Origin of the sequence: Nonomuraea helvata, from assembly GCF_039535785.1 — a bacterium.
In the GTDB taxonomy this organism is placed as follows: Bacteria; Actinomycetota; Actinomycetes; order Streptosporangiales; family Streptosporangiaceae; genus Nonomuraea; species Nonomuraea helvata.
Window position 1 is genome coordinate 822,219 of sequence record NZ_BAAAXV010000008.1, and the last position, 18,438, is coordinate 840,656.

The 18,438-nt window shown below is 69.2% G+C and carries 18 protein-coding genes; 17 read left to right on the forward strand and 1 reads right to left on the reverse strand.

What is annotated here, in order from left to right; all coding sequences use genetic code 11:
• Window positions 1–77: 77 nt before the first annotated feature.
• The 4 genes from ABD830_RS31310 to ABD830_RS31325 are packed head-to-tail and all read left to right on the forward strand — an operon-like array spanning window position 78 to window position 3,437.
• A complete protein-coding gene (locus tag ABD830_RS31310; protein WP_344995260.1) occupies window positions 78–962 on the forward strand; it encodes an ABC transporter ATP-binding protein in 885 nt (294 codons plus the stop codon).
• On the forward strand, window positions 962–1,696 hold the full coding sequence (locus ABD830_RS31315) for an ABC transporter permease (protein WP_344995263.1): 735 nt from the start codon (window positions 962–964) through the stop codon (window positions 1,694–1,696). Before ABD830_RS31310 ends, ABD830_RS31315 begins: the two co-directional genes overlap by 1 nt.
• Window positions 1,693–2,835: a sensor histidine kinase gene (locus tag ABD830_RS31320; RefSeq protein WP_344995266.1), complete on the forward strand. Its 1,143-nt coding sequence runs from the start codon at window positions 1,693–1,695 to the stop codon at window positions 2,833–2,835. Before ABD830_RS31315 ends, ABD830_RS31320 begins: the two co-directional genes overlap by 4 nt.
• Window positions 2,832–3,437 carry a response regulator transcription factor gene (locus ABD830_RS31325; protein ID WP_344995269.1) on the forward strand — a complete coding sequence of 202 codons (606 nt, stop codon included), beginning with the start codon at window positions 2,832–2,834 and terminating at the stop codon, window positions 3,435–3,437. The genes ABD830_RS31320 and ABD830_RS31325 overlap by 4 nt, the downstream gene beginning before the upstream one ends.
• A 3-nt stretch (window positions 3,438–3,440) precedes the next feature.
• Here ABD830_RS31325 and ABD830_RS31330 read toward each other — a convergent pair whose 3' ends face one another.
• The gene (locus ABD830_RS31330; RefSeq protein ID WP_344995272.1) at window positions 3,441–4,466 is read right to left on the reverse strand and encodes an EAL domain-containing protein; all 1,026 of its coding nucleotides are present in this window, start codon (window positions 4,464–4,466) and stop codon (window positions 3,441–3,443) included.
• A gap of 118 nt (window positions 4,467–4,584) precedes the next feature.
• Here ABD830_RS31330 and ABD830_RS31335 point away from each other — a divergent pair, with 118 nt between their 5' ends.
• The 13 genes from ABD830_RS31335 to ABD830_RS31395 all read left to right on the forward strand — a co-directional run bounded on the left by ABD830_RS31335 (window position 4,585) and on the right by ABD830_RS31395 (window position 18,376).
• A complete protein-coding gene (locus ABD830_RS31335; RefSeq protein ID WP_344995275.1) occupies window positions 4,585–5,259 on the forward strand; it encodes an acVLRF1 family peptidyl-tRNA hydrolase in 675 nt (224 codons plus the stop codon).
• 105 nt (window positions 5,260–5,364) lie between these two features.
• Window positions 5,365–5,976: a Uma2 family endonuclease gene (locus tag ABD830_RS31340; protein ID WP_344995278.1), complete on the forward strand. Its 612-nt coding sequence runs from the start codon at window positions 5,365–5,367 to the stop codon at window positions 5,974–5,976.
• Between the two features lie 189 nt (window positions 5,977–6,165).
• Window positions 6,166–7,185 carry a LacI family DNA-binding transcriptional regulator gene (locus tag ABD830_RS31345; RefSeq protein ID WP_344995281.1) on the forward strand — a complete coding sequence of 340 codons (1,020 nt, stop codon included), beginning with the start codon at window positions 6,166–6,168 and terminating at the stop codon, window positions 7,183–7,185.
• Window positions 7,186–7,267: 82 nt separating this feature from the next.
• Window positions 7,268–7,924 carry a DUF1961 family protein gene (locus ABD830_RS31350; protein WP_344995284.1) on the forward strand — a complete coding sequence of 219 codons (657 nt, stop codon included), beginning with the start codon at window positions 7,268–7,270 and terminating at the stop codon, window positions 7,922–7,924.
• 124 nt (window positions 7,925–8,048) lie between these two features.
• Window positions 8,049–8,678 carry a YesL family protein gene (locus ABD830_RS31355; RefSeq protein WP_344995288.1) on the forward strand — a complete coding sequence of 210 codons (630 nt, stop codon included), beginning with the start codon at window positions 8,049–8,051 and terminating at the stop codon, window positions 8,676–8,678.
• Between the two features lie 116 nt (window positions 8,679–8,794).
• The gene (locus ABD830_RS31360; protein ID WP_344995292.1) at window positions 8,795–10,228 is read left to right on the forward strand and encodes an extracellular solute-binding protein; all 1,434 of its coding nucleotides are present in this window, start codon (window positions 8,795–8,797) and stop codon (window positions 10,226–10,228) included.
• A 56-nt stretch (window positions 10,229–10,284) separates the two neighbouring features.
• The gene (locus tag ABD830_RS31365) at window positions 10,285–11,256 is read left to right on the forward strand and encodes an ABC transporter permease (protein ID WP_344995295.1); all 972 of its coding nucleotides are present in this window, start codon (window positions 10,285–10,287) and stop codon (window positions 11,254–11,256) included.
• A gap of 12 nt (window positions 11,257–11,268) precedes the next feature.
• Window positions 11,269–12,168, forward strand: coding sequence for a carbohydrate ABC transporter permease (locus ABD830_RS31370; protein WP_344995298.1), 900 nt, complete (start codon window positions 11,269–11,271; stop codon window positions 12,166–12,168).
• On the forward strand, window positions 12,165–12,788 hold the full coding sequence (locus ABD830_RS31375) for a rhamnogalacturonan acetylesterase (RefSeq protein WP_344995301.1): 624 nt from the start codon (window positions 12,165–12,167) through the stop codon (window positions 12,786–12,788). The genes ABD830_RS31370 and ABD830_RS31375 overlap by 4 nt, the downstream gene beginning before the upstream one ends.
• Complete coding sequence (locus ABD830_RS31380) at window positions 12,785–15,367, forward strand: exo-rhamnogalacturonan lyase family protein (protein ID WP_344995304.1); 2,583 nt, start codon at window positions 12,785–12,787, stop codon at window positions 15,365–15,367. The genes ABD830_RS31375 and ABD830_RS31380 overlap by 4 nt, the downstream gene beginning before the upstream one ends.
• Window positions 15,368–15,482: 115 nt before the next feature.
• On the forward strand, window positions 15,483–17,081 hold the full coding sequence (locus ABD830_RS31385) for an ABC-F family ATP-binding cassette domain-containing protein (RefSeq protein ID WP_344996044.1): 1,599 nt from the start codon (window positions 15,483–15,485) through the stop codon (window positions 17,079–17,081).
• A gap of 113 nt (window positions 17,082–17,194) precedes the next feature.
• Window positions 17,195–17,410: a helix-turn-helix domain-containing protein gene (locus ABD830_RS31390; protein ID WP_020547488.1), complete on the forward strand. Its 216-nt coding sequence runs from the start codon at window positions 17,195–17,197 to the stop codon at window positions 17,408–17,410.
• Window positions 17,411–17,560: 150 nt separating this feature from the next.
• The gene (locus ABD830_RS31395) at window positions 17,561–18,376 is read left to right on the forward strand and encodes an enoyl-CoA hydratase/isomerase family protein (RefSeq protein ID WP_344995307.1); all 816 of its coding nucleotides are present in this window, start codon (window positions 17,561–17,563) and stop codon (window positions 18,374–18,376) included.
• The last annotated feature ends 62 nt before the right edge of the window (window positions 18,377–18,438 follow it).

Sequence of the window (18,438 nt, forward strand, 5' to 3'; positions counted from 1 at the left end):
CGGTCTGACAAATGTCATGGCCAACGCCGGAGGGAACACACTAGCCCCGGCACATCCCCGCCCATAGCGTTCTTCTCATGAACGCCATCGTGTTCGACCACGTCAGCAAGCACTACGGGGACGTGCTCGCCGTCGACGACCTCTCGCTGGCCATCGAGCCAGGCAAGACCGTGGCCCTGCTCGGCCCCAACGGCGCCGGCAAGTCGACCTCCATCAACCTGCTGCTCGGCCTGCTCAAGCCCACCCGCGGCACGGTCTCCATCCACGGCCGCACCTCGGACCAGGCGGTCAGGGCCGGCGAGATGGGCGCGATGCTGCAGAACGGCGCGCTCATCCCCGAGCTGTCCGTCAAGGAGCTCATCGACCTCGTACGCCGGCTCTACCCCCGGCCGCTCGGCCTTGAGGAGATCCTCAAGCTGGCCGACCTGACCGACCTCGCGGGCCGCCGCGCGAACAAGCTCTCCGGCGGCCAGTCACAGCGCGTCAGATTCGCCCTGGCCATCGCGGGGGCGCCCAGGATCCTGCTGCTCGACGAGCCGACCGCCGCCATGGACGTGGAGTCCAGGCTGCGGTTCTGGGCCGGCATGCACGACTACGCGGCGGACGGCAGGACCGTGCTGTTCGCCACCCACTACCTGGAGGAGGCCGACGAGCACTCCGACCGGGTGATCGTCATCGCCAAGGGGCGGCTGGCCGCCGACGGCACCGCCGCCGAGATCAAGGCCGCGGCCGGCGGCCACACCGTCAGCTTCGCCCTCGGCGACCAGCCCGCGGCCGGCCTCGACCGGCTGCCCGAGGTCACCGTCGTGGAGGTCGTCGCCGGCACCGCCACCCTGCACACCACCGACACCGACGCCACCCTCGCCGGGCTCTACCGGGGCACCACGCTCGACGTGCGCGAGCTGAAGGTCTCCGGCGCCGACCTCGAAGCCGCCTTCCTCGCCCTCACCAAGGAGTCCTGATGCTCTACTACGCCAAGACCGAGGCGCTGAGGATGCTGCGCAACCGGCGCTACCTCATCTTCGTCGTCGCCTTCCCCGTCCTGCTCTACGTGATCAACGCCAACATCTACGGCAAGCAGACCGACGCGGGCGGCGTGCGGTACAGCGTCATCCTGATGGTCTCGATGGCCGCCTACGGCGCGCTGGCCTCCTCCATGATGAGCACGGCGGTGCCGTGGGCCACCGAGCGGCAGTCCGGCTGGCTGCGCCAGCTCCAGATCACCCCGCTCCCCAACTGGGTGATCATCGCGACCAAGCTGGCCACCGCCATGCTGCTCGTGCTGCCCTCGCTGGTGCTGGTGAGCGTGGTCGCGGTGGTGCAGCAGGGCGTGTCGCTGTCGCCGGGCACGTGGGCGTCCGTGCTGCTCGCGATGTGGCTGGGCGTGCTGCCGTTCGTCGCGCTGGGGCTGGCCATCGGCTCCGTGCTGTCGGCCGACGCGGCACAGCCGGCCGCGATGCTCTGCATGTTCGCGCTGGCGATCGCCGGCGGGCTGTGGTTCCCGCCCGAGGTGTTCGGCGACACCCTGCGCACGATCGCGGACTTCACCCCCTCCTTCCACTACGCCCGGCTGGGCCAGAGCCTCGCCGCCGGCCACGGCCTGCCCATGACGGACCTGCTGGTCGTCGCCGGATGGGGCGTCGCGCTGGGAGCCGCTGCCGTCTTCCTGTACCGGCGGGCTACCGTACGAGCATGAGTTTCGCCGAGAAGATCAGCTTCGGGGACGCCGAGGGCAAGCCGTCGCGCAGGCGGCGGCTGCTCGGGGTCTCCTTTGGCCTGATCTACCTGGTGTTCCCCATCACCGAACTCGTGTCGGGTGCCATGACCGGGGCACGGGCGGTCTGGGCGGCGGTGCTGCTCGTAGTCTTCATCTCTGCCTTCCTCGCGACGGTGGTGGCCAACAGGAGCTTCTTCGAGCGCAGCCGCTGGACCTATCCGCTGCTCGTGGTGACCAGCGTGCTCGGCGTGACGGGCGCGCTCGCCTTCGGCGGCTCCTGGTTGAGCCTGCCCGTCTACTGCGTCGTGCTGTACGCGTTCACGCTGCCTGCCGTGTGGGCGGTCTGGGGAGTGCTCGCCAGCCTGGCGGTCGTCGTCGGCGGCGGACTGCTCAACCACACCGAGGCCGACACGATGATCGTGCTGGGCCTGCAGGTGCTGACGCTCGGCGTGCTGTTCATCAGTGTGCGCAACACCAGGGTGCTCTCCGTCAAGCTGCGCGAGGCGCAGGACGAGGTGGCCCGGCTGGCGGCCACCGAGGAGCGGCTGCGCATCGCCCGTGACCTGCACGACCTGCTGGGGCACAGCCTGTCGCTGATCGTGCTCAAGAGCGAGCTGGCCGGGCGGCTGGCCGAGGACTCGCCGCAGGCGCACAAGGAGATCACCGACATCGAGTCCGTCGCCAGGAAGGCGCTGGAGGAGGTGCGCGAGGCCGTCACCGGCTACCGGCAGCGCAGCCTGCCCGAGGAGCTCGACGGCGCCAGGTCCGTGTTACGGGCGGCGGGCGTCCAGGCCGAGGTGCGCGTCTCGGGCACGCCGCTGCCCGGCCTGCTCGACGGGCTGCTCGGCTGGTCCGTACGCGAGGGCACCACCAACGTCGTGCGCCACGCGCGGGCCACGCGGTGCGAGATCAAGGTGACGTACGACGGCCGGCAGGCCACCCTGGAGATCGTGGACAACGGAAAAGGCGGCGACGGGCCGTACGAGATGGGCAGCGGACTGCGCGGGCTCCACGAACGGGTGGCGGGCGCGGGCGGCACGGTGGTGGCGGGCCCCGTGCCGGGAGGCGGCCACCGGCTGCGGGTGCTGGTCCCGGCCGGGACGGAGACGTGCGAGTGATCCGCGTGATGCTGGCCGAGGACCAGGGCATGGTACGCGGCGCGCTGGCGTCCCTGCTGGGCCTGGAGCCCGACATCGAGGTGGCCGGCGAGGCCGCCGACGGGGTCGAGGCGGTCGCGGTCGCGGCCGAGGTCCGGCCCGACATCGCGCTGCTGGACATCGAGATGCCCGGCATGGATGGTCTCGCGGCCTGCGCGAAGATCACCCAGGAGGTGCCGGGGTGCCGGGTGATGATCCTGACGACGTTCGGGCGGCCCGGCTACCTGCGTACCGCCATGGAGGCGGGGGCGTCGGCGTTCCTGGTCAAGGACAGCCCGGCCAGGGAGCTGGCGGCGGCCATCCGGCGGGTGCACGCGGGGGAGCGCGTGATCGACCCCGGCCTGGCGGCGGCCGCGCTCAGCGCGGGGCCGAACCCGCTGTCGGGCCGGGAGCGGGACGTGCTGGGGGCGGCGGCGGACGGTTCGACCATCGGCGACATCGCGCTCAAGCTGCACCTGTCGGAGGGGACCGTGCGCAACTACCTGTCGTCGGCCATCCAGAAGACGCACGCCCGCAACCGCATCGAGGCCGTGCAGCGCGCCAAGGCGCAAGGGTGGCTCTAGCAGCTAGTGGCCTCTGCTCGAGGTCACCTGTCTGATCAGGTCGGAGACGCGGACGATGCCGAGGCAGCGGTTCATCTCGTCGGTGACGACCAGGTCGTCGTAGACGCGGGCCGTGTCCCTGCCCGCGGCCTGCATGGCCGCGATCACCGGGGTCGTCCGCGGCACCGTGCGCGGCGGGTCGGCCAGCCGCCGCGCCGGTTTCTGGCCGTGCAGGGCGTGCCCGTAGCGGGCCGCGAACGACAGCAGGAAGCGGCTCCTGTCCAGGCTGCCCTTGGGCCGCTGGAACTCGTCCACCAGGATCACGCTGGTGATCGTCGGTTCCTGCCCGAACGCCGCCACGGCCTCCTCCGCCTTGGCCTCCGCGGGCAGCGTCACCGCCGGGATGAGCAGTTCCTGGACGCGCGGGCCGAGCATGACCGCGGCGGGCTCGTCGGTGACGGGCAGCGGCACCCGTACCTTGCCGTCGGGTCCGGGGGCGAGCAGGGGGCCGTGCGCGAGGCGCACACCGAGGCCGCGGGCCGCCGCGAGCTGCGGCTCGCGTTCGACGCCCGGCGCGAGCACGTGGGCGCCGATGCCGCGGGCCAGCGTGACCACCGCCCGCGCCACCGCCGACGCGCGGTGGTCGCCCGCGATGCGCGCGACCAGCTCGGGGTCCAGGGCCAGCAGGTACGGGCCCGCCTCCGTGGCCAGATCGAGGGCCGCGCCGACCGTCCCGACGTCGGCGAAGCCGAGGAGGTAGCCGATCGTGCGCAGGCCGTCGAGCCCGACCTTCAGCAGCGGGCGGTCCTGCTCCCGGCACGGTCCGGTCAGCAGCAGGATGGCCTCGCGCGGATGCCTGCCCGCCCTTCTGAGGGCTTCGTGCAGCGCGGCCAGCGCACCCGCGCCGGCCAGGACGATCCCGACGGGCAGCTCCAGCACCATGGGCAGCGGGGCCGCCCTGAGCGTTCCCGTGGAGTCGACGACCGCCGGGTGGGCGATGACCGCCCCGGTGTCGAGATCCACCACGGGGCTGGTGAGCAGGGAGGACACGTTCAGATGCTGCTGTAACCACAGGGGGCGTAGAAGCCCCGCGAGCCAGAATTAACCGACATTTCGTTTTGGCTCCGCGGGGGCCGGGGAACGGCCGCGTTCCGTTAGCCTTCGGGGCATGAGTGCGCGTCCGGCCAGGGGCGGCGGCCGGTGGGTGACGGTGCCGCCGGAGCGCCTGCATCCGTGGATCGACGGGTTCGCGGACCGTCACGGGCCCTTCTCGGCCTCCGGTGACGACCGGCTCGTGCGGCTCGAGGCCGCCGACGGGGCGCTGGCCGAGCTGCACGTGCCGTTCCCGCCCATGACGCCGCCGGGGCCGCCGCACGTCACCCGGCTCGTCGCCCACGCGCGGGCGGAGCGGCGGGTGGGGGTGTTCCTGGTGCGGCTCGGGGGCTACGCGGCCGGGGTCTTCTCCGGGGCGTCGCTGGTGGCCTCCAAGGTGGGGTCGCGGCTCGTGCAGGGGCGCACGGCGGCGGGCGGGTGGTCGCAGCAGCGCTTCGCCCGGCGACGGCGCAACCAGGCGGCCCAGGCGTACGACGACGCGGTGGAGACCGCGGTGCGGGTGCTGACGCCGCACCTGGAGGAGCTGGACGGGGTGGTGCTGGGCGGGGACCGCCGGGCCGTGGACGCCCTGCGCGACGACCGGCGTCTCGCCCCGCTGCTCGCGCTGGAGACGGAGCCCTTCCTGGTGGTCCCGGATCCGAGGCTGGCCGTGCTCCGCGACACGCCGGCTACTTTCCGCGCCGTCCGCGTTCGCGTGGTGGATCCTCCCGGCGTCAGCTCTCCGGGGTGATCTCGAGGGTTCCGTTGTGACATCGGGCGGCTGTCCTCATCGGCTGTCCGGCCGTCCGGCCATGCGATACTCTACGTGTCTGTACGAACACGTAGGGAGCCCACCATGGTCATGGCATCACGCAGGCGCTCCTGCAGGCTCACGCCGGAGACCGACGCTGTACCGCTACCCTCCACAGCCCGCGAGCTGTTCGACGCGCTGCCGCCCCTTCCCGGCCTCCGCACCGAAGTCATCGATGGGAGATTGATCGTGAGCCCCGTCGGCACCCCCGAGCATGCGAGAATCGCGATGCTGATCTACCGTGCGTTGCTCCCCCTCCTCGTTCAACGCGGCTGGGACGGCTTCGCAGGCAATGTGGATGTCTGCATCGATGGACCGCGGACCCCGGTCGAGCCCGATTTCGTGGTCGCCCCGCCCGACTGCCGTCGCTGGGGCGACCGGGAGTTGCTGTCTTCGGGTCTGCTGATGGTGGCCGAGGTGGTCTCGCCGAGCAGCGCCGAAGACGATCGGGTGAAGAAGCCTCCCATGTACGCCGCAGGCGGCGTTCCCGTCATGCTTCTGGTGGACCCGATCGCCGCACCGCCCACCGTCACCGTGCTCAGCGACGCCAAAGAAGGCGAATACCAGACCGTTACCCGCGTCGCCATGGGATCCACGGTGCACATCCCCGACCCGATCGGCTTCGACCTCGACACCGCTGTCTTCTCCAAGCTTTAAGGCCCGTCGGAGTCACGACCTCGCTGAGGCAACATCGTCCCCTCACGGCCCCTCGTGACCGCTTTGAGAGTTTGAGACGATTCAAAAAAATCTTGAATGCCGCTATGATGCCAGAGTTCACCATGGGCCGCGCCCAGCGGTCCACCAGCGTTTTCTGCATCCAAGAGCAGCACGGCCTCGTGAGGATCGATGGCGACCAGAAACATCAAGGAGGTCGCGCAGCTGGCGCGAGTCTCTGTGGGCACGGTGAGCAATGTGCTCAACCGTCCGGAGATCGTGTCGCCTGCCACCCGCGAACGCGTCTTCGAAGCGATCAAGAAACTCGGCTTCGTCCGCAATGAGGTGGCCCGCCACCTGCGGGTGGGCCGCAGCCGCACGGTCGGCCTCGTCGTGCTCGACGTCTCCAACCCGTTCTTCGTCGATGTGGCCCAGGGCGCCGAGTCGGTGGCCGACGACCACGACTCGATGGTGGTGCTCTGCAACAGCGCCGGCGATCCCGGCCGCGAGCGCCGCCACCTCGACCAGCTCGAACAGCAGCGGGTCATGGGCATACTGATCACTCCCGTCGAGATGGAGAGCCCCTGGCTGGAGGAGCTGGCCGGCCGCGGCACGCCCGTGGTGCTGGTCGACAGCCCGGCGACCGGGCTGCAGTGCTCGGTGGCGGTCGACGACCGGCTCGGCGGGCAGATCGCCGGCGCCCACCTGATCGAGAGGGGGCACCGGAAGATCCTTTTCGTCGGAGGGCCGACGTCCATAAGACAGGTGGCGGACCGGCACGCGGGCGTCAGCAGCGCCGTCGCGGCCGCCGACGGCGCCGTCGAGCTGCTCACCTCCACGTCCCCGACGTTGACCGTCGCGGAGGGCCGGGCCGTCGGCGAGCGCGTGGCCGCCCTGCCCCCCGAGGAGCGCCCCACCGCGGCGTTCTGCGCGAACGACATGATGGCGCTGGGCTTCTTACAGGCCATGGCCACGCACGGACTCCGCGTGCCCGAGGACCTGGCCATCATCGGGTACGACGACATCGACTTCGCCGCGGCGGCAGCGGTCCCGCTGTCCTCCGTCAGGCAGCCGCGTGAGCTGCTCGGACGTACGGCCATCGACCTGCTGCTCGAGGAGGTCGCGGACCCCGAGCAGCACCGGCACAGGCAGGTCATCTTCCAGCCGGACCTGGTGATCCGCGAGTCGAGCGCGCTGCGCCGCGACGCCTGACGCCGGCACCGTCTTTCCATGAACCGTTTCATCCGGCGCTGCCGCCTGCCCTGAACCGGACGAGCGCCCTGTAGGAGCCCCCTTGACCGAGCTCTATCGCAATCCCCTGGCCACCCCCGCTGACCTGGCCGGCTTCCGCATGGAGGGGGACGGCGCCACGTCTTTCCCCCAGGGACGCCTGCGCCTGGAGAGTCTGAGACCGCCTTCAGACGGCCAGGCGGCCAACCTGGTCCTCTGGTGCCCCGAGGAGTTCCCCGCCGACGTGCGGATCGAATGGGATTTCTGGCCCATGAGAGAGCCTGGCCTGGCCATCATGTTCTTCCACGCCAGGGGCAGGAACGGCGAGGACCTGTTCGACCCCGGCCTGGCGGCGCGCACCGGCCCCTACGACCAGTACCACCACGGCGACATCGACGCCTACCACGTCTCCTACTTCCGCCGCATGTGGGCCTCGGAACGCTCGTTGCACACCTGCAACCTGCGCAAGAGCCACGGCTTCCACCTGGTCGCGCAGGGTCCCGACCCGCTCCCGGCGGTGCTCGACGCCGAAGGCCCGTACGCCATGCGCCTCGAGGTCAAGGCCGGGACGATCACGTTCGCGGTCAACGATTTGGTCTCGTTCCGGTGGCAGGACGACGGCTCTGTCGGCGGCTCCGCCCTGGCAGGAGGCAAGATCGGGTTTCGGCAGATGGCGCCGCTGATCGGAGAGTACGCAAATCTCCGGGTCTATCGTCATTGACTTTGAGTCGATTCAACACTAATTTCACACCAACCCGCCGTTCACTGGCTTGTAACTGGCCAGGAACCACGGTGCAACAACCCCACCCCCGTATCCGTGCACATGCCACGAGAGGTGGTGCCGGATGAATCATCCCGCCATGTCGATCAGGATCCAAGCTGCCTGCTCAGAGCTTATGTGGGCGGTCCGCCTGAACCTGTTGTGGCTTGTCTTCACGCTCGCCGGCGGTGTGGTTCTCGGGCTCGGGCCTGCCACTGTGGCCGCTTACACGCTGGCTCGGCGGCATGCTCGCAATGAAACGTTTCATGCCTGGCCCGAATTCTGGACCGTCTACCGACGGGAGTTCGTCCGGGCTTCGCTGCTGGTCCTGCCGGCCGCGGCGCTGACCGCCGTCCTGGTCGGCAATTATCTGTACCTCTCCGCACTCGGGCCCAGCATGGGAGCGTTGCGGATCGCGACCTTCGTGGCGCTCATCGCACTGGCCGGTGTGGGAGCGTACGTAGGGCCGCTCTACGCGCACTACGATCTGCCGCTACGGGCCTACTGGCCCAAGGCCGCACAGCTAGCGCTCATGCGTCCGGCCTCGTCCGTGCTGTTGCTGCTAGCGCTCCTAGCCATCGCCTACGCGACCTCGGCGGCGCCCATCCTCGCCCCGTTGATCAGCTTCGGCGCGTGGATCTACCTCAATACGTGGCTCTGCCAGCGCTTCTTCGCGGAGAACGAGGCGCAATTGCATTCGAAAGGGAACTCATGAGCGCATCCCGTCGCCGGCGTCTCATTGCCGGGGTGTTAACGCTAACGGCTGCACTCACCGCTTCGGCCTGCTCAGGCGGTGACGCGCCCGCCGCGGATCCGAACACGGTGACCATCATGACCAAGCTGTTCGGCGCCGCGCCCGACCCGAAGGGGGAGATGCAGCAGGCGGTCGAGAAGTTCCTCGGCAAGAAGCTCCAGATCACCTGGGTTCCCAACGCCGAGTACGCCGACAAGGTCAACGTCACGCTGGCTTCGGGCAACGTGCCGCAACTCATGGTCGTGGACCCGCACGGCCCGGCGTTCGTCAAGGCCGCGCAGGCCGGGGCGTTTTGGGACCTGACCGACAAGCTGGACAAGTACCCGAACCTGAAGCCCACGGACAAGCTCCGGGTGCTCAACGCCTCCATCAACGGCAAGTCCTACACCATCCCCCGGATGCGGCCCATGCTGCGTTCGGCGGTCATGATCCGTAAGGACTGGCTGGAGAAGCTCGACCTGAAGCTGCCCGAGAGCGTCGACGACCTCTACACCATCGCCAAGGCGTTCACCGAGAAGGACCCCGACGGCAACGGCAAGAAGGACACCTACGGCCTGATCATCCCCAAGTGGCCCGGCAAGTACGCCAGCTCCAGCCCCTATGACACGCTCGAGACCTGGTTCGGCGCCCCGAACGGCTGGGGCGAGCGCAACGGCAAGCTGGTCCCCGGCTTCGACACCCCCGAGTTCCTCGAGGCCAACAAGTTCCTGAAGAAGATGATCGACGAGGGCCTGGTCAACCCCGACTTCGCCAGCTACGACACGGCCAAGTGGGACGATCCGTTCTTCCAGGGCAAGGGCGGCATCATCATCGACGTGAACGTCCGCTCCAGGGCGCTGCTCGACAAGTTCAGGGACGACGGCGACAAGAACTACGGTGACAGGGTCGCCATGGTCGGCAACCTCAAGCGCTCCGACGGCCAGAAGTTCTCCCTGCCGTTCACCGGCTACAACGACGCCATCGCGATCTCCAAGCAGAACGTGCGGACCGAGCAGGACCTCGACAACATCCTCAAGGTCCTGGACAAGCTGGGGACGAAGGAAGGCCAGGTCCTGGTCCAGAACGGCATCGAGGGGCGCAACTTCAAGGCCGAGGGCGACACCGCCGCGCTGATCAACGAGACCGACCCCGCGGTCCGAGTCGTCCAGGACAACGTCGACCAGGCCTTCACCCAGCTCGGCTTCAAGGGCGACACGACGTACGGCGGCCTTGCCTACGCGCGCACGCCGTCCGGCCAGCCGTACAAGGACATGATCAAGCTGGGCCTCGACCTGATGAACGAGGACCTCAAGACGGCGGTGAACAACCCGGCGCTGCCCGTGGTCTCGCCCACAGCCGTCGCCAAGGGCGCGCAGCTCGACGACATCATCCCCGACGCCCGGATCAAGTACCTGTCGGGCGAGATCAACGAAGAGCAGCTGAAGGCCGAGATCAAGCGCTGGTACGACGCCGGCGGCACGCAGGTCGCCACCGAGATCAACGACCTGGTCTCCAAGCTCGGCACCAACTGATCCGCCTGAGGGGCCCGGGCCGCGTGCCCGGGCCCCTCACATGAAAGGAGGCCGCTGTGGCCACCGACCTGGCGCCGCCTCCCGCGAGGGCGGCGAGCAAGCCCGGCCGACGCCGGAGGCCGGGATTGGGCGCGTCCCTGGCGCGCTACCGCTGGCTCTACTTGATGCTCATCCCGGGTGTCGTCTATTTCGCGCTCTTCAAGTACCTGCCGATGTACGGCATCACCATCGCCTTCCAGGACTTCCTGCCGTTCCTCGGCTACTCCGGCAGCCCCTGGGTCGGCTTCCAGCACTTCCAGGACCTGTTCACCGGGCCGGACTTCGGCCGGCTGATGTTCAACACGCTGTTCCTGGCGCTCCTGACCGTGGTCTTCATCTTCCCCGCGCCGATCGTCGTCGCGCTGCTGCTGAACGAGCTGCGGATCAACGTGCTCAAGCGTTCGGTCCAGTCGGTGATGTACATCCCGCACTTCCTGTCCTGGACGATCGTCGCGTCCCTGACATATCTGCTGTTCTCCGCGGACTACGGGGTGCTCGCCGGATGGATCCGCGACATACTCGGCGACACCGCGAAGATCGACTACATCGCGCAGGAGGAGTGGTTCCGGCCGCTGATCATCCTGCAGCAGTTGTGGAAGCTGACCGGCTGGGGCACGATCATCTACCTCGCCGCGCTGGCGGGTGTGGACCCGCAGCTGTACGAGGCGGCACGCATGGACGGCGCCAGCCGCTTCCGCCAGCTCTGGCACGTCACGCTGCCGGCCATCCGCCCCACGATCGTCGTCATGGCCATCCTCACTTCGGGCAACCTGCTCGACACGGGCTTCGAGCAGATCTGGCTCATGACCACCTCGCTGAACCGCTCGGTGGCCGACGTGTTCGACACCTACGTCTACTACACCGGCATCACCCAGGGCGCTATCAGCTACTCCACCGCCGTCGGCCTCTTCAAGGGCGTCGTCGGCTGCATCCTGATCTTCGGCTCCAACTGGCTGGCCAAGCGCCTCGGCCAGCGTGGACTGCTCTAGGGGGCCCTGGATATGAACAGCATGAAGCACAAGAAGCTGAACACCGAATACAGCACCGTGGGCAGCCGGGTGTTCGACGTGATCAACGTCGCCGTACTCGTCGGCCTGGCGCTGATCACGGTGCTGCCGCTGCTGTACGTGCTGGCAGGGTCCTTCGCGAGCGAGTCGGAGATCGCCGCGCGGCCGTTCTTCCTGTGGCCGGAGAAGTTCGTCACGGACACGTACAAGTTCATCTTCTCCACCCCCACCTTCGTCCGCGCGCTGCTCACGACCATCGTCGTGACGGCGGTCGGCACGGTGGTGCAGCTGGTGCTGACGTTCACCATGGCGTATCCGTTGGCCAAGCGGTACCTGCCGGGCCGGACGCTGGTGCTCAACCTGGTGATCTTCACGCTGGTCTTCTCCGGCGGCATGATCCCCACCTACCTGGTGGTGCGCGACATGGGGCTGCTGGACAGCTACTGGGCGCTGATCCTGCCGCTGGCGATCAATCCCTTCTATCTGATCATCGTGAAGAGCTTCTTCCAGGAGCTGCCGCAGGCACTGGAGGAGGCGGCGCGCATCGACGGCTGCAACGAGATGGGCGTCTTCTTCAAGATCGTCCTGCCGCTGTCGAAACCGATCATCGCGACCTTCGCGCTGTTCTACGCGGTGAGCATCTGGAACGACTACATGTCGCCGCTGCTGTACATCAGCGACCCCAGCAAGTGGACGCTGCAGATCCTGGTACGGCAGCTGACCAGCGCCGATCAGGCTGACGCGCTGGCGAACATGGACAGGACGTTCGTGCCGCCGGAGCAGGGGCTGAAGTTCGCCGTCGTGGTGATCGCGACGCTGCCGATCCTGTTCTTCTACCCGTTCCTGCAGAAGCACTTCACCAAGGGCGTGCTGATCGGGGGCGTCAAGGAGTGACCCGCGCCATCCTGCTGGCCGGTGACTCGACGGTCGCCTCGTGCCCGGCCTGGGAGGCGCCCATGTCCGGGTGGGGAGCCCAGCTCGGCCCGTACGTGGGCGTGCCCGTGCGCAACCTCGCCAAGGGCGGCGCCACCACGGCCAGCCACCGGGCCGAGGGGCTGTGGGCGGCGCTGATGCTCGAGGTCGTGCCCGGAGACACGGTCGTGATCCAGTTCGGGCACAACGACCAGAAGGATCCCGCGATCCCGTACCAGGAGAACCTGCGCGCCTTCGTCGAGGAGGCGCGCGGGGCGGGGGCGCTGGCGGTGCTGTGCACGCCGGTGCAGCGGCGCAGGTTCGAGGGGGAGCGGCTGGTGCCCACGCACGGCGACTGTCCCGACCGGGTGCGCGCGCTGGCCGCCGCCGAGGGCGTGCCGCTGATCGACCTGACCGCCGCCACGACCGAGCTGTACGAGCGGCTCGGCCCCGGCGGCTCCAAGGCGCTGTTCACGCACTTCCCGCCGGGACGGCATCCGCTCTACCCCGACGGGGTGGCCGACGACACCCACTTCAGCTTCCGCGGCGCCGACGAGGTGGCCGCGATCGTCGCCGAACGACTGAAGGAGATCCTCCGATGACCGCACTCCGCTGGCTGGACCGACCGGGCGAGCAGGGGGTGACCTGGGGGGTCCCGTGGCCGCGCGGCACGGTCGAGCGGGACGCGCCGTTCGCGCTGGCCGACGCGGACGGGCGCGAGGTGCCCGTGCAGAGCTGGGTGACCGCCACCTGGCCGGACGGCTCGGTCAAGTGGTCGGCCCACGCCATCGGCGCGCAGCCGGCCGCGTACTCGTACCGCGTCGAGCCGGGACGCGAGCCCGCCGCCGCGGCCACCCCGGTCACCGTGGCCCATGAGGGCGGGGTGCTGACCGTGAGCACCGGCGTGGTCACCTGGGCGATCGAGGAGTCCGGCGGCACGCTGGCCCGCTCGATCTCGCGCGGGAGCCGCGAGATCGCGAGGGACGTCCGCCTGGTCAGCCTCCGCCAGAGCGAGCCCACCCCCGACGAGGGCGGCGCGGTCGCCCGCTCGGAGAGCACCGGGCAGGTCGCCGCGGTCACGGTCGAGCAGGACGGGCCGCTGCGTGCCGTGGTCCGGCTGGAGGGCAGGCACGGCGACTGGCTGCCGTTCACCGTGCGCCTGTACTTCCACGCGGGCGCCGAACAGGTGCGGATCATGCACACGTTCGTCTGGGACGGCGACCCCGAGCGCGACTTCCTGGCCGGGCTCGGGCTCCGCGCCGACGTGGTCATGCGCGACGACCTCCACGACCGGCACGTACGCCTGGCCGGCAGCGGCGGCTTCCTCACCGAGGCCGTACGCGGCCTGACCGGGCTGCGCCGCGACCCCGGCGAGCCCGCACGCCGGGCACAGGTCGAGGGCCGGCCGGCCGGCGAGATCGACCCCGAGGTGGCCGGCCGCCTGCACCTCATCCCCGCCTGGAACGACTACACGCTCGACCAGAGCTCCGCCGACGGCTTCACGCTGCGCAAGCGCACCGCGCCGGGCCACGCCTGGGTGACGATCCCCTCGGGGACCCGCTCGGCCGGGTACGGCTACGTCGGCGGTGTCAGCGGCGGCCTCGGCTTCGGACTGCGCGACTTCTGGCGCCTGCACCCCACCCGCCTCGACATCAGGAACGCGGCCACCGACCTGGCCACCGTGACCGTCTGGATGTGGTCGCCGTCCGCGCCGGCCATGGACGTGCGCTTCTACCACGACGGCATGGGCCAGGACACGTTCGCCGAGCAGCTCGAGGGCCTGGAGGTCACGTACGAGGACTACGAGCCCGGCTTCGGCGACGCCCACGGCGTGGCCCGCACGCACGAGCTGACCCTGCGCGCCCACGACGCCACGCCGGCGTCGCGGGCCATCGCGGAGCACGCGGCCGCGATGGACCGGCCGGGACTGCTGGCTGTCAGCCCCTCGCGCATGCGCGAGGCCGGCGTGTTCGGCGTGTGGGAGCTGCCCGACCGCTCCACGCCCGCGCACGCCGAGATCGAGGACCGCCTGGACTTCCTGTTCGACCTGTACGTGCGCGAACGCGAGCAGCGCAGGTGGTACGGCTTCTGGGACTACGGCGACGTGATGCACACCTACGACCCGGACCGCCACACCTGGCGCTACGACGTGGGCGGCTACGCCTGGGACAACTCCGAGCTCTCGCCCGACCTGTGGCTGTGGCTGCAGTATCTGCGCACGGGACGATCGGACGTCTTCCGCTTCGCCGAGTCGATGACCCGCCACACCGGCGAGGTCGACGTCTACCACGCCGGCAGGTGGAAGGGCCTGGGCACCAGGCACAACGTGCAGCACTGGGGGTGCAGCTGCAAGCAGCTGCGCATCTCCAACGCCGCCTACCGCCGGTTCTACTACTACCTGACGGCCGACGAGCGCACGGGCGACCTGCTGGACGAGCTGAGCACGCCCGAGGAGACGTTCGTGGTGATCGACCCCACGCGCAAGGTACGCGAGGACGTCTACACCCCGGACCCGTCGGCGCTGTCGGTCGGCCTCGGGACGGACTGGGGGTCGCTGGCCGCCGCGTGGCTGACGCGCTGGGAGCGGCACGGCGACGAGCGGGCCAGAGACCGGTTGCTGGGCACGATGGCCGACATCGGGGCGCTGCCGCACGGCTTCCTGACCGGCGAGGCCCGGCTCGACCTGGCGACCGGACGGTTCGACACCTCGCGCGACAAGATCTCCGTCTCGCACCTGTCTTCGCTGTTCGGGCTGCCGGAGATGTGCGCCGAGCTGATCGCGCTCGACCTGGACGTGCCGGGGTTCGAGCAGGCGTGGCTGCAGTACTGCCGGCTCTACCTCGCGACACCCGAGCTGCAGGAGGCTGAGGTGGGGGAGCGGCTGAGCGGGATCTCGCTGATCCAGGCGCACAGCAGGCTCACCGCGTACGCGGCCGCCCGCACCGGGGACGCCGAGCTGGCGGCCTGGGCGTGGCGGAAGTTCTCCGTGGACGAGGGCGACCAGCTCAACCGCAACGGGTTGCAACGGCAGAAGGACTGGCGCCTGACCCCGGTGGACGGGCCGCACGTGCTCTCTCCCGTGCGGGAGGCGCCGTTCGTGAGCACGAACGACGCCAGCCAGTACGGCCTGGCCGCCATCCACAACCTGGCCCTGATCGGCAAGCACCTGGCAGGGCGGTAACCAGAGGTGGGGCTCCCGGCCGGGGCCCTACACTGATGTCTATGCATACTCCCGATTGATCTGGCGTCGCACGCCCCAATCCTCCGTTTTCCTAGCTCGGGAGTGTTCCGCCAATATGATCATCGCCAGTGACATCGAGCTGCGCGCAGGTGCGCGGCTGCTCATCGAGAAAGCCTCGTTCCGGGTCAATCCGGGCGACAAGATCGGGCTCGTCGGCCGCAACGGCGCCGGCAAGACGACCTTGACCAAGGTGCTGGCGGGCGAGGGCCTGCCGGCCGCGGGCACCGTCACCACCACCGGCAACGTGGGCTACCTCCCTCAGGACCCGCGCACCGGTGACCTGGAGGTGCTCGCCCGCGACCGCATCCTGTCGGCGCGCGGCCTGGACGAGGTGCTGCGCAAGCTGCGTCAGGCCGAGCTCGGCATGTCCTCCGCCGACGACCGCACCCGGGAGAAGGCGGTCAGGCAGTACGGCAGGCTCGAGGACCAGATGCACGTCCTGGGCGGATACGCGGCCGAGTCCGAGGCGGCCTCCATCGCCTCCAGTCTCGGGCTGCCGGACCGCGTGCTGTCGCAGCCGTTGCAAACGCTTTCCGGGGGCCAGCGCAGGCGCGTGGAATTGGCGCGAATTCTTTTCAGCGGGGCGGAAACTCTCCTTCTCGACGAGCCGACAAACCACCTAGATGCCGACTCAATCGGGTGGCTTCGTGATTTTTTGCGATCCCATCAAGGTGGGTTGGTGATCATCAGCCACGACGTCGGTCTTCTTGAAGCGACGGTCAACAAGGTCCTGCACCTGGACGCCAACCGATCGGTGATCGATCACTACAACGTCGGCTGGAAGGCGTACCTCGCCCAGCGCGAGACCGACGAGAAGCGCAGGAAGCGCGAGCGCGCCAACGCCGAGAAACAGGCGGGTGCGCTGCTCGCGCAGGCCGACAAGATGCGGGCCAAGGCCACCAAGGCCAAGGCCGCCCAGGACATGATGCGGCGTGCGCACCGGTTGCTGTCGGGCACCGAGGAAGAGCGTGTGAGCGACAAAGTGGCCAGGCTGCGCTTCCCCGAGCCGCAGCCGTGCGGGCGCACCCCGCTCACGGCCGAGGATCTGTCCAAGTCGTACGGCTCGCTGGAGGTCTTCACCGACGTCAGCGTGGCCATCGACCGAGGTCACCGGGTCGTCATCCTGGGCCTGAACGGCGCCGGCAAGACCACGCTGCTGCGCCTGCTCGGCGGCATCGAGACGCCCGACACGGGCGAGATCCGCCCCGGCCACGGCCTCAAGATCGGCTACTACGCCCAGGAGCACGAGACCCTCGACCCGAACCGCACTCTCCTGGAGAACATGCAGTCGGCCGGCGGCCAGTTCACCGACACCGAGCTGCGCAAGGTGCTCGGCTCGTTCCTGTTCACGGGCGACGACGTCGACAAGCCCGCCGGAGTGCTGTCGGGTGGCGAGAAGACCCGGCTGGCGCTGGCGATCCTGGTGCTCTCGAGCGCCAATGTCCTCCTTCTCGACGAGCCCACGAACAACCTCGATCCGGTCAGTCGCGAGCAGGTTCTCAATGCTCTGAGGTCGTATTCAGGAGCAATCGTCCTAGTCACACATGACGAGGGTGCCGTTGACGCCCTGTCACCGGATAGGGTGATCTTGCTACCTGACGGAACTGAAGACGCATGGAGCGACGAATTTTCCGATCTTGTGGCACTTGCCTGATCTTAATTTGAGTGGGTACGGATCTTTTCCCGTGGAGTAGGTAGCCGATCCCGCTGAAATGACTGATCATGGCGGAGTAACGCTGCGGAAGTCCGGCACTACAGGAGGTACTCGTGGCCGAGACACTGAAGAAGGGCACCCGGGTCACCGGGGCCGACCGGGAAAAACTGGCCGGCGATCTCAAGAAGCGCTACGCCGCGGGCGAGAGCATCCGCGCCCTGGCCGCTTCTACCGGTCGGTCTTACGGGTTCATCCACCGCATCCTGAGCGAGTCCGGCGTGACTCTGCGCGGGCGCGGCGGGGCGACCCGAGGCAAGTCCAAGCGCTGACGGCCGCCTCGGAACGTGCGACCGCAGCCGCCCGTCCCTAGTCAGCCATCCGTCGCGCCCGGGCCAGAACGATATTCTGTAGGCTCGGGCGCGACGGTCAGCCCACTGGGCGCGCACTCCTTGCGCGACCAGGACTGAAGGGAGCGGGCGATGGCGGGAGCGCAGGCGCGGCAGCGCGGGGGGTATGCGGATGAGGTCTCCGTTGCGGCGGAGGGCGGAGTCCGCTTCGAGGTGGACGGTGAGATAGCGACGATCACGCTGGACCGGCCGGAAAAGCGCAACGCTCAGACGTTCGCGACATGGTCGGCGCTGGCTCGGATCGGCGAGAGCCTGCCCGAGCAGGTGCGCGTAGTCGTCGTGAAAGGTGAGGGACCGTCCTTCTCGGCAGGGATCGACCTGCGAATGTTCACATCTGAGGGGGTGCCCGGACAGGGCTCGTTCAGCTCGGCGGCCAAGAGCGACGACGCAACCTTCGAGCAGCGCATCCGGCAGGCACAGGCGGGATTCCTGTGGCTGCGCCGCCCGGAGATCGTTTCCATCGCCGCAGTGCAGGGGCACGCGATCGGTGCGGGGTTCCAGCTCGCGCTCTCCTGTGATCTGCGGATCGTGGCCGACGATGTCTCCTTCTGCATGAAGGAGCCCGCACTGGGCCTGGTGCCCGACCTGACGGGGACCAAGCCCCTGGTCGAGCTGGTGGGCCTGGCCAAGGCGATCGACATCTGCCTGACCGCCAGGACCGTGCACGCGGACGAGGCCATGCGCATCGGCCTCGCCGAGCAAGTGGTCGCCGGGGGCGACCTGCATCAAGCGGTACGAGACAAGGTCGCGCAGCTGCTAGCCGTGAACCGGGACGCGGCGGTCGCGACGAAGCGACTCCTCCAGGGGGCGCAGGGCCGCACCCTGGAGGAGCAGAGCGTCGTCGAGGGGCTCGAACAGGCGGCCCGCATCAAAGCCATCTTCGGCTGACCCGGTCGACGCAGGCACGTGTCCCTCCTCGGGGGCGGGGGCGGTCGCGTGGCTTCCGTCCC

Coding starts and splice junctions, on each gene's coding strand:
- ABD830_RS31310 (WP_344995260.1), top strand. CDS start 78: ATGAACGCCATCGTGTTCGACCACGTCAGCAAGCACTACGGGGACGTG.
- ABD830_RS31315 (WP_344995263.1), top strand. CDS start 962: ATGCTCTACTACGCCAAGACCGAGGCGCTGAGGATGCTGCGCAACCGG.
- ABD830_RS31320 (WP_344995266.1), top strand. CDS start 1,693: ATGAGTTTCGCCGAGAAGATCAGCTTCGGGGACGCCGAGGGCAAGCCG.
- ABD830_RS31335 (WP_344995275.1), top strand. CDS start 4,585: ATGAGTGCGCGTCCGGCCAGGGGCGGCGGCCGGTGGGTGACGGTGCCG.
- ABD830_RS31340 (WP_344995278.1), top strand. CDS start 5,365: ATGGTCATGGCATCACGCAGGCGCTCCTGCAGGCTCACGCCGGAGACC.
- ABD830_RS31345 (WP_344995281.1), top strand. CDS start 6,166: ATGGCGACCAGAAACATCAAGGAGGTCGCGCAGCTGGCGCGAGTCTCT.
- ABD830_RS31355 (WP_344995288.1), top strand. CDS start 8,049: ATGAATCATCCCGCCATGTCGATCAGGATCCAAGCTGCCTGCTCAGAG.
- ABD830_RS31360 (WP_344995292.1), top strand. CDS start 8,795: ATGACCAAGCTGTTCGGCGCCGCGCCCGACCCGAAGGGGGAGATGCAG.
- ABD830_RS31370 (WP_344995298.1), top strand. CDS start 11,269: ATGAACAGCATGAAGCACAAGAAGCTGAACACCGAATACAGCACCGTG.
- ABD830_RS31380 (WP_344995304.1), top strand. CDS start 12,785: ATGACCGCACTCCGCTGGCTGGACCGACCGGGCGAGCAGGGGGTGACC.
- ABD830_RS31385 (WP_344996044.1), top strand. CDS start 15,483: ATGATCATCGCCAGTGACATCGAGCTGCGCGCAGGTGCGCGGCTGCTC.
- ABD830_RS31395 (WP_344995307.1), top strand. CDS start 17,561: ATGGCGGGAGCGCAGGCGCGGCAGCGCGGGGGGTATGCGGATGAGGTC.